General features: G+C 71.4%; 8 protein-coding genes. 2 read left to right on the top strand and 6 right to left on the bottom strand.

Annotation, left to right across the window (positions count from 1 at the left end):
- Positions 1-2: 2 nt before the first annotated feature.
- Complete coding sequence (locus ACIP37_RS11450) at positions 3-329, top strand: hypothetical protein (protein ID WP_363579631.1); 327 nt, start codon at positions 3-5, stop codon at positions 327-329.
- A 403-nt stretch (positions 330-732) separates the two neighbouring features.
- On the opposite strand, the gene ACIP37_RS11455 is transcribed toward ACIP37_RS11450, so the two are convergent.
- The 5 genes from ACIP37_RS11455 to ACIP37_RS11475 all read right to left on the bottom strand — a co-directional run bounded on the left by ACIP37_RS11455 (position 733) and on the right by ACIP37_RS11475 (position 5,074).
- A complete protein-coding gene (locus ACIP37_RS11455; protein ID WP_363579633.1) occupies positions 733-975 on the bottom strand; it encodes a helix-turn-helix domain-containing protein in 243 nt (80 codons plus the stop codon).
- A 116-nt stretch (positions 976-1,091) separates the two neighbouring features.
- Entirely contained in the window at positions 1,092-2,060 is a 969-nt protein-coding gene (locus ACIP37_RS11460) for a DUF4331 family protein (protein ID WP_363579634.1), read from the bottom strand.
- A gap of 155 nt (positions 2,061-2,215) precedes the next feature.
- Complete coding sequence (locus ACIP37_RS11465; protein WP_400804611.1) at positions 2,216-2,854, bottom strand: Scr1 family TA system antitoxin-like transcriptional regulator; 639 nt, start codon at positions 2,852-2,854, stop codon at positions 2,216-2,218.
- Positions 2,855-3,212: 358 nt separating this feature from the next.
- Positions 3,213-4,337, bottom strand: coding sequence for a serine hydrolase domain-containing protein (locus ACIP37_RS11470; RefSeq protein ID WP_400804608.1), 1,125 nt, complete (start codon positions 4,335-4,337; stop codon positions 3,213-3,215).
- A gap of 65 nt (positions 4,338-4,402) precedes the next feature.
- Positions 4,403-5,074 carry a DUF4097 family beta strand repeat-containing protein gene (locus ACIP37_RS11475; protein WP_363579637.1) on the bottom strand — a complete coding sequence of 224 codons (672 nt, stop codon included), beginning with the start codon at positions 5,072-5,074 and terminating at the stop codon, positions 4,403-4,405.
- A gap of 446 nt (positions 5,075-5,520) precedes the next feature.
- Here ACIP37_RS11475 and ACIP37_RS11480 point away from each other — a divergent pair, with 446 nt between their 5' ends.
- Complete coding sequence (locus tag ACIP37_RS11480) at positions 5,521-6,786, top strand: alpha/beta hydrolase family protein (protein ID WP_400804605.1); 1,266 nt, start codon at positions 5,521-5,523, stop codon at positions 6,784-6,786.
- 237 nt (positions 6,787-7,023) lie between these two features.
- Here ACIP37_RS11480 and ACIP37_RS11485 read toward each other — a convergent pair whose 3' ends face one another.
- The gene (locus ACIP37_RS11485) at positions 7,024-7,782 is read right to left on the bottom strand and encodes a hypothetical protein (protein ID WP_363579639.1); all 759 of its coding nucleotides are present in this window, start codon (positions 7,780-7,782) and stop codon (positions 7,024-7,026) included.
- Positions 7,783-8,006: the final 224 nt, after the last annotated feature.

Below are 8,006 nucleotides of genomic sequence, written 5' to 3' on the forward strand. Positions count from 1 at the left end.
ACATGGGGCTGGATGTCTTCTGGAATTCCGAACTCCCCGATCTGACAAGCTGGGGACTCTCGCAGAGGACGGTCACCGAATCGTTCGGGGATGAGGATGACGTGCTCATGGACGCCATTGCCAACCTCCCCCGCGAGGGTTTCCCGACACTGTTCCGCATCGACCTCTACGGCGACACACTGCTGGACTCCCGACAGTGTGCGACCGCACGCGCAGAGGTGCGAACGATTCCCGATTGGAGGGAGAATCCGCAGTTGGTGCGCCTGGACACACTGCTGAGCAAATGCAGTGAGGCGCCCGGCACCTTCGTCTACGTCGCTGGAGACTGAGGGGCCCCGTCCCCGGAAGTCCTCGGCTTTCCCACTTCCTCTCGAAGCACATCGGCCGCAGGGGGCGCGTCCCCCTGCGGCTCGACCAACCATTGATCTACTGAACGAACCCGTAGGGGCGCCATCCGAAGTTCGGATGGCGCCCCTACGCACAACGCAACTGGGGTGGGACATGCAGAAGAGGCGCAGTCCCTGGGCTCTCGCGTACTTCCCGATCGGGCTCGTGTGCGCACTGATCGCGGCCTCGTCGGCGGCGTTCTTCACCAGGGTCGACGACCTCATGCCGATCGCCTCGCCGGGGTTCCGGGCCTGGTCCTGACGCTCCGCTCCCCGGTCCACGGGGTCTCCTTCGGCGCGGACAGCGTGAAGTACTGCGGGCTGCTCCGGGCGCGGGCCGCCGCGCTCACGGCTTCGGCGCAACCTCCAGCGCCCGGGAGAGGGCGGTGAGGAGGGGGAGGGTGGGGGCGACGTGGCCCGCCTCGATGGCGCGGATCTGGGCGTCGGTGAGGTCGGCGCGCTTGGCGAGGTCCGCGGTGGAGAGGCCGAGGGCGGTGCGGCGCTCGCGGACGGCGCGGGCGAGGGCGCCGGCCGGGTCGCCGTCCGGGTGGGCGGGGAAGTCCTCGATCAGGGGGCGCGCGTGGTTCACCGAACCTCCTCATACGCGGGTGGGGGCGCACAGCCTGGCACATGATCAGAGCGGGAAGTGCGAAGCGGCGGTCAAGGATTCTTGACCGCCGCTTTGTCGTCCGGCCACTTGACTCGCTACTTGACGGGGTGCGGGTGGCCGAGGTGGGGGAAGACGGGGAGGACGTCGGTGTGCGGGGGGATGTGGTCGCTGGTGATCTTGCCGCCGGAGACCATGGTGAGGCGGGCCGAGGTCACGTCGTCGACGAGGGTGCGGCCGTTGGGGTAGGCGGCGGGGCGGGAGCGGTCGTAGCGGAGGATGTCCGGGAGGACGAGCTTGAGGGTCTCGGTGGCGGCCGCAGTGGTGTAGTCCCCGGTGTGCTGGAGGACGGCCGTCCAGGCCTCGCGGTAGGTTTCCCAGTCGTCGGCCGGCTCGCCCGCGTTGTACGCGTCCTTCACCTCCTCCTTGTTGAAGTAGGCGGTGAGGGAGGGGTGCGCGCCACGGTCGACGGAGACGAGCCGGCCGTCCTGGCGGAGGCTGACCCGGGCCCAGACGCCGATCGTCGGGTCGGGGCCGAGGTCGGTGTCGGGGACTTCGAGGGCGATGCCGAAGACGTTGGCGTCGGCCATCGCGTCCTTGCCGGTCCAGGTGAAGTTGTTGACGATCCCTTCGAGGTCGGCGAAGAAGGGGTCGCTGCGCAGGCCGACGGAGAGCTTGCGGCCGTTCGCCTCGATGACATCGGGCGCGTCCCCGAAGGCGACCGGGGCTTCGGAGAACAGGACGTCCCCGGTGGGCTCGTGCTTCTGCGCGGCGGCGCCGGTCGCGCGGTGGACGGTGACGGTCTGGGCGCCGGTGTGGGTGGGGGCGGAGAAGGTGAAGGAGTAGGCGACGTCGGCGCGGTGGTCGCCGTCGTTGTCGATGTTGATGCGGTAGACGGCGTCGGGGTGGAACTCGGCCGCCTGGGTCGGGGCGTAGGGGTTCGCGTTCATGATCAGGACGGTCCGGCCGGGCGCATCGGCGGCCGGGAAGGCGAACACGTCGGTCAGGTCGAGCCGCGCGTCGCCCCGGGGGGAGCGCAGGTTGGGGCCACTGAGGTGATGGGACATGGGACCGTTGGTAGCAGCCCCCACCCGGCACCGGCCCGACGACACCCGCACTCCGCCCGCCCGTCCGCCGATTGGCCGTCATCTCCCGGCGGACCGCCGACGGAACGCCGACGGCCCGCCGCGTGGAAGCGACGGGCCGTCAGGAGAAGGCTGAATCAGACCTCGGCGGTCGCGGCGAACGCCACGAACGCCTGCCACGCAGCCGGCTCGAACACCAGCTGCGGGCCGCTCTTGTCCTTGGAGTCACGCACGTGGACGATGCCGGGCGTCTCGGCGACCTCGACGCACTGAGCTTCCTCGTTCGTGCTGTAGCTGCTCTTGATGTAGGCCTCAGTCTGGAGAAGCCCCGGGATGACCATCGTGCTGTACTCGTGGATCTCGACTGCCCTGCCCTCCTCAGACGTGAAGGCCCTTGAGGAAGCCGGGTGCCGCTCGCTGATCCGGATCTTCGCCTTCATCACGTCGTCCGCGACGACCAGCAACGCGCCACCCGCATTGAGGACTTCGTCCGCCTTCGTCAGGATCTCGACTCTCGGTGTCCGCTTGCCGCGCTCGACCGCCCCCAACTGGTCCTCGCTGTACCCGAGCCGCTCGGCCAGCTCGCGCTGCGTCAGCCCGGCCCGCTCCCGGAAATGCTTGATCAGCTTCCCCACCGCCGCATAGAACTCCGCGACCCCGTCGGAGTTCTCCACCGTCTCGCCGTCATCGAAGACCGTGCGCTCGACGCCACCCACCCTTTCGACCCATTGATCCAGGTCGACCGACGGGTCAACCCTCCGCATCCGAACCAGCACTCTCGGTGTCCATCGAATCCATGGTCAGCGCACGTCCAGGGCGCCGCGATTTTTCCCGCGCCGGCCGAAATCCCCCTCAGTGATCGAGCCGCCACGCCCAGGGCGCCACGATCTTCCAGCACTCGGGCGAAAGGCAACTGCCCATCTGGAGAAAGAACTTGTCTCACAGTGAGCCAAACTGCTTCACCATCGCGGAGCACGCCGCCGACGCGACTGCGCAGCCCGCGTTCCGGAGCGCGGCTTCGCGCTTCACCCCTGCCTCACCACCACCGCGCGCCGGGGCACCACCCCTCAAGACGAACGGAGTGGGAAGTCGGCCCCGCCGACTTCCCACTCCACGTGCCGAAACGCAGTCCCGTCAGCCCTCGGCCCGTACGCCGCCGCCGCCGAACACCGCCTTGATGAGCCGGTCCAGCGCCTTCGGGAACTCCTGCGCCGGGTCGGACGCGGAGTCGCCGGTGGTCAGTCCGGCGGTCAGGGTCTTGCTGCCGTCGGGGGTTCCGATCATCAGTGCCCCGTAGCCGCCGGGGGCGCCGCCGTTGTGGTGGACGATGGTGCCGCCGTCCGGGCCGAGGTCCTGGACGAACAGGCCCAGGCCGTAGCCGAGCATCCCGTGCGGCGTGCGCATCTCGTCCAGCAGCGGGGCGGGCAGGAGCGTGCCGCCCAGGAGTGCGGCGAAGAACGTGTGGAGATCCCGGGTGGTCGAGATCAGGTCGCCGGCGCCGACCAGGAGGGAGAGGTTCTGGCGGGCGACGTCGGCCACCTTCCACTGGTCGCCGTCCTGGTAGCGGTAGTAGCCGTGGGCGTGCGGCCGGGGGAGCTCCGGCGAGTCGCCCGGCACCACGGTGTCCCGCAGTCCGAGCGGCCGCAGGATCCGCCGCCGCATCTCCTCGGCGTACGGGCGGCCGGTGGCCTGCTCGATCAGGAGCACGGCCAGCGTGTAGTTGGTGTTGGAGTAACTCTGGTCGGCGCCCGGTTCGAACCGTGCCGGCCTGGAGAGGGCGAACTGCACGAGTTCCCCGGGCCGGTAGCTGTGGAACCGGTTGTCCACCCACTCCTTGCCCATCGCGGGGATCCCCGGTGCGAACGTCCCGTCGGGTTCGAGGTCGCCGGTGTAGCTGGCCAATCCGCTGGTGTGCTGGAGCAGCATCCGCACGGTGATCCGCCGGTCCAGCCCGAACTGCGGCAGGTGGTCGGCCACCGGGGTGTCCAGCCCGATGGCGCCGTCGGCCACCAGGTGCAGCACCAGGGTCGCGACGAAGGTCTTGGTGGTGCTGCCGACCCAGAACTTCCCGTCCACCGACGGCTTCGCGGCCTCGCCCAGCTTGCGCACCCCGGCGCTGCCGACCCACTCCCCGCGCTCGTCGTGCACGCGCAGCTGTATCCCGGCGAAGCCGGCGTCGACGAACTCCTGGGTGGCCTGCTGCAGTTCCGGGCGGTCCTGGGCGGTGTCGTTCTCGACGGTGTGGAGGGTGCTGGTCATGGTCGTTCCTCGTCTCGCGGTGGGATGCGCGCGGCGCAGTTCAGGGGTGGGTGAGCGGTGCCGCGTCAGAGACTGCGGGCGGTGATGTCGCCGTAGGCGGTGGTCGCGTGGATGCTCAGGCCGGCGGCGGCGCCGTCGGCGTTCTTGAGCGCGTTGTGGATCCGGCCGTAGGTGGTGCCGGCGTCCAGGGAGGCGGAGACTCCGCGGGCGGCGCCGACGGAGACGTCGCCGGCCTCGGTGCGCAGCGTGATCGTGCCGTGCACGGCTTCGGTGATGTGGATGTCGCCCTTGGCGGTGGTGATCTCGGCGGGGCCGTTGAGGCGGCCGACGGAGATGTCGCCCGCGAGGACGGCGAGGTGGGCGCCGGCGGTCTCGTCGAGCTTGACCGAGGCCTGCGCGCCTTCGAAGGTGACGTCGCCGAGGCGTCCGACGCCCCGGAGTTCGGCGCTGGCCGTCTTCGCCTGGATGCGGGAGCCGGCGGGCAGTTGGACGGTCACCTCGACGGTGCCGGACTGGCCGAGGATCCGGTTCTCGGCCGCCGCCGCCTCGATCCGCAGGACACCGTCGGCGTATTCGACGGTGGTCCGCTCCGCCGCCTTCACGTCGCGGCTCTTCGAGGCGTCGGCGGGCAGGACCTCGACCGTGGTGTCGGCCCGGTCGGCGGCGATGAACCGGATACGCCCGGCGGGGATGTCGAGGACGGTGGAGACCGGGGCGGGGGTGGCGAACTTCTGCATGATGCTCTCCTGCGGCTCGTTGTTTCTGACAACGGAAACGCTACGTTGCCTTCAAGATTCCTGGCAACAGTCATGTTGCGTACAATCATCATCATCGCAGGTCAATGCCTCATTATCGTTGCAACAGTTGCAGATTTAACGCAACGTCAGTCGCGCCGACCGTTGCATTGGATTGCACGTGAACGCTATGCGCCGCCCCGCCCCGGCGCGCCGCCGCATCAGCCCACGGATGTAAACCCCCAGGCCAATGCGCCCGGCCGCACTGTCATCCGGTGGTCGGATGTGGCCGGGTGCGCCGCGATGACAGCCTTCCGCTCAGGTGCACGGAGATCCATCGGACGGTCCGTCAGGGGCGCTTCCCCGGAGGTCCGGTGTCGAACGACGGCCGCACCTGCGAAGACCGCGCGCCTCGGCCCGGTTCTGTCCAGCACACCCAGGGAGGGCCCATGACCACCACGCCGTTCACGAGCCGACACGCCATGACGCGCCGCCGCCTGCTGGGGGCCGCACTGGCCGCCGGGGCCACCGGGGCCGCCGCACCGCTCGCCCTCGCCCGCCCCGCGTGGGCGGCGGACGGGGCCACCACCCCCGGGACCACCACCCCCGGGACCACCACGCCCGCCGCCACCACCGCCACCGGCGGCCCGGCGCGCCTCACCCTGCCCGAGCCCACCGGGCCGCACCCCGTGGGCACCGTCCCGCTGCACCTGCTCGACGCCTCCCGCCCGGACCCGCTGGCCGGCCCGGGCCGGTTCCGCGAGCTGATGGCGAGCGTCTGGTACCCCGCTCGCGAGGCCGGTGAGCACCCGCTCGCGCCCTGGATGGCCGACGGCGCACTGCGGGCGTTCCTCGCGGACACGGGCTTCGCCATCGACCCCGCCCTCGCCCCGCTCACCTCCGGCCGCGTGGGCGCCCCGGTCCACCGCGCGGGCCGCCGCCTGCCCGTCGTCGTCTACTCGCACGGCGCGCACAGCCACCGCGCCGACCACACCGTGATGGTCCAGGAACTCGCCAGCCACGGCTACGTGGTGGTCACCGTCGACCACACCCGCGACGCGATCACCGAGTTCCCCGACGGCCTGGTCCTCACCCCGGACCGGAGCGTCCCGATGGGGCCGAAGGACTTCGCCGCGGACATCCGCTTCCTCCTCGACCAGGTCGACGCCCTCGCCGCCGGGCGCAACCCCGACGTCGACGGCAGGCCGCTGCCCGCCGGGCTGCTGCACGCCCTCGACCCGGACCGGATCGGCATGTTCGGCTGGTCGAAGGGCGGTACGGCCACCGCCTACACCATGCTCACCGACCGGCGCGTCCGCGCCGGGCTGAGCCTGGACGGCCCGATGCAGCCGACCATCACCACCGACCTGGACCGGCCGTTCATGATGATGACCGCCGCGTTCACCCGGGCCGGCCAGCCGGACGTCGCCGAGTTCTGGCCGCACCTGCGCGGCTGGCGCCTCGACGTCCAGGCCCAGGGCGCCGTGCACGTCTCGTACGGCGACAACCAGGTGCTGATCCCGCAGGCCGCGAAGCTCCTCGGCCTGACCGACGAGCAGGTCCGGGGCATGATCGGCACCCTCGACCCGGCCCGCGCGGTGAAGATCCAGCAGGCGTACCCGGTGGCCTTCTTCGACCTGCACCTGCGGCACCGCGCCAGCCGCCTCCTCGACGGCCCGTCCGCGGCCTTCCCCGAGGTGACCTACTTGCCGTGAACCCGCGACTGGCGGCCGGCCCCTCCCCGGGGCCGGCCGCTACGGCGTTTCGGCCCGGATCTCGTCCAGCGACTCCCCCAGCACCCCCTTGGCCCGGGTGAACCAGTCGGCGATCACCGCGATCTCGTCCGACGTGTAGTCGGCGAACAGCGCGCCGATCCGCTCAGCACCGGCGCCCCCGCACGCCGCGGCCCCCGTCGGGCTGCCTGCCCGACGGGGGCCGTCGCGTTGCCCGGCTCAGACCGAGGCGCCCTGGGTGACGGGGGCCGTGGCGGTGGGCGGGGTGGTGCTGCCGGCGGTGGTGCCGAGGGCGCGCTGGACCTTGGCGACGGCGGCGCGGTACTGGAAGGAGGCCAGTTGGGGGGAGTCGCCGCCGCGCTGGAAGAAGCCGAAGGCCATGCCGACGGTGCCGAAGCGCTCGACGCCGACGAAGGCGTTCAGTTGGACGCCGGCCAGGGTGCCGTCGAGGCGGACGGCGGGCGCGTCCTGGCGGTCGCCGAGGGTGACCGGGGTGACGGTGAACGTCACCGAGTCGTTGGTGCCGGCGTTGAAGGTGATGGTGTGGCAGCTCTTGAGGGCCGCGGTGGCGGCGTCGAGGTCGGTGGTGAGCTTTCCCGCGTCCTCGGCGGTGAGGGACTCGGTCACCATCGGGTTGCCGCCCGGGCCGTCCAGTTCGGCCTCGGCGTGCGGGGTCTCGGGGCCGGGAATGCCGGTGTGCATGTTGATCAGGTCGCTGAGGGCGTCGCAGCCGTTGGCCGGGGAGGGCATCGTACTGGGGCCGGCGCTGGGGCTGGGGCTGGCCGTGCTGGGGACCTGGGTGAAGCCTGGGCCGACGTCGTCGACGGTGAGCAGGGCCGCGGTGAGTTGGTCGGAGGTGGGCAGGCCCTGGGCGGACTGGCCGGGCGTCGCGGCCGCGGCGAGGTGGGCCGGGCCCAAGGCGACCGCCGCGGCGAGGGCGGCGGCGGCGAGGGCGTGGAGCGGCTTCGGGTGGGACATGCGGGCCCCCCGGTCGAGGGTGCGGGCAGGGACAGGCACCAGTGTCCCACCGGGCCTGGCAAGGGGCTCGCGGGCGCGGATCGCCGCAGGTCAGACCCCCTGGTCCGGCTGGTCCCCCTGGTCCGCCGGGGCGGTTTCTAGGGGTCGTTGCAACACGTGGTCGGTTTGATCAGGCCGCGATGAGTTTATGCAGGCGCTCGGCTGGGGTTTCCCAGCCGAGCGTT

The organism is Kitasatospora sp. NPDC088861, from assembly GCF_044750105.1.
In the GTDB taxonomy this organism is placed as follows: Bacteria; Actinomycetota; Actinomycetes; order Streptomycetales; family Streptomycetaceae; genus Kitasatospora.

What these genes read in the sequence shown, in the direction of transcription:
- ACIP37_RS11450 (WP_363579631.1), top strand. Translation starts at nt 3, where the DNA reads ATGGGGCTGGATGTCTTCTGGAATTCCGAACTCCCCGATCTGACAAGC.
- ACIP37_RS11460 (WP_363579634.1), bottom strand. Translation starts at nt 2,060, where the DNA reads ATGTCCCATCACCTCAGTGGCCCCAACCTGCGCTCCCCCCGGGGCGAC.
- ACIP37_RS11470 (WP_400804608.1), bottom strand. Translation starts at nt 4,337, where the DNA reads ATGACCAGCACCCTCCACACCGTCGAGAACGACACCGCCCAGGACCGC.
- ACIP37_RS11475 (WP_363579637.1), bottom strand. Translation starts at nt 5,074, where the DNA reads ATGCAGAAGTTCGCCACCCCCGCCCCGGTCTCCACCGTCCTCGACATC.
- ACIP37_RS11480 (WP_400804605.1), top strand. Translation starts at nt 5,521, where the DNA reads ATGACCACCACGCCGTTCACGAGCCGACACGCCATGACGCGCCGCCGC.
- ACIP37_RS11485 (WP_363579639.1), bottom strand. Translation starts at nt 7,782, where the DNA reads ATGTCCCACCCGAAGCCGCTCCACGCCCTCGCCGCCGCCGCCCTCGCC.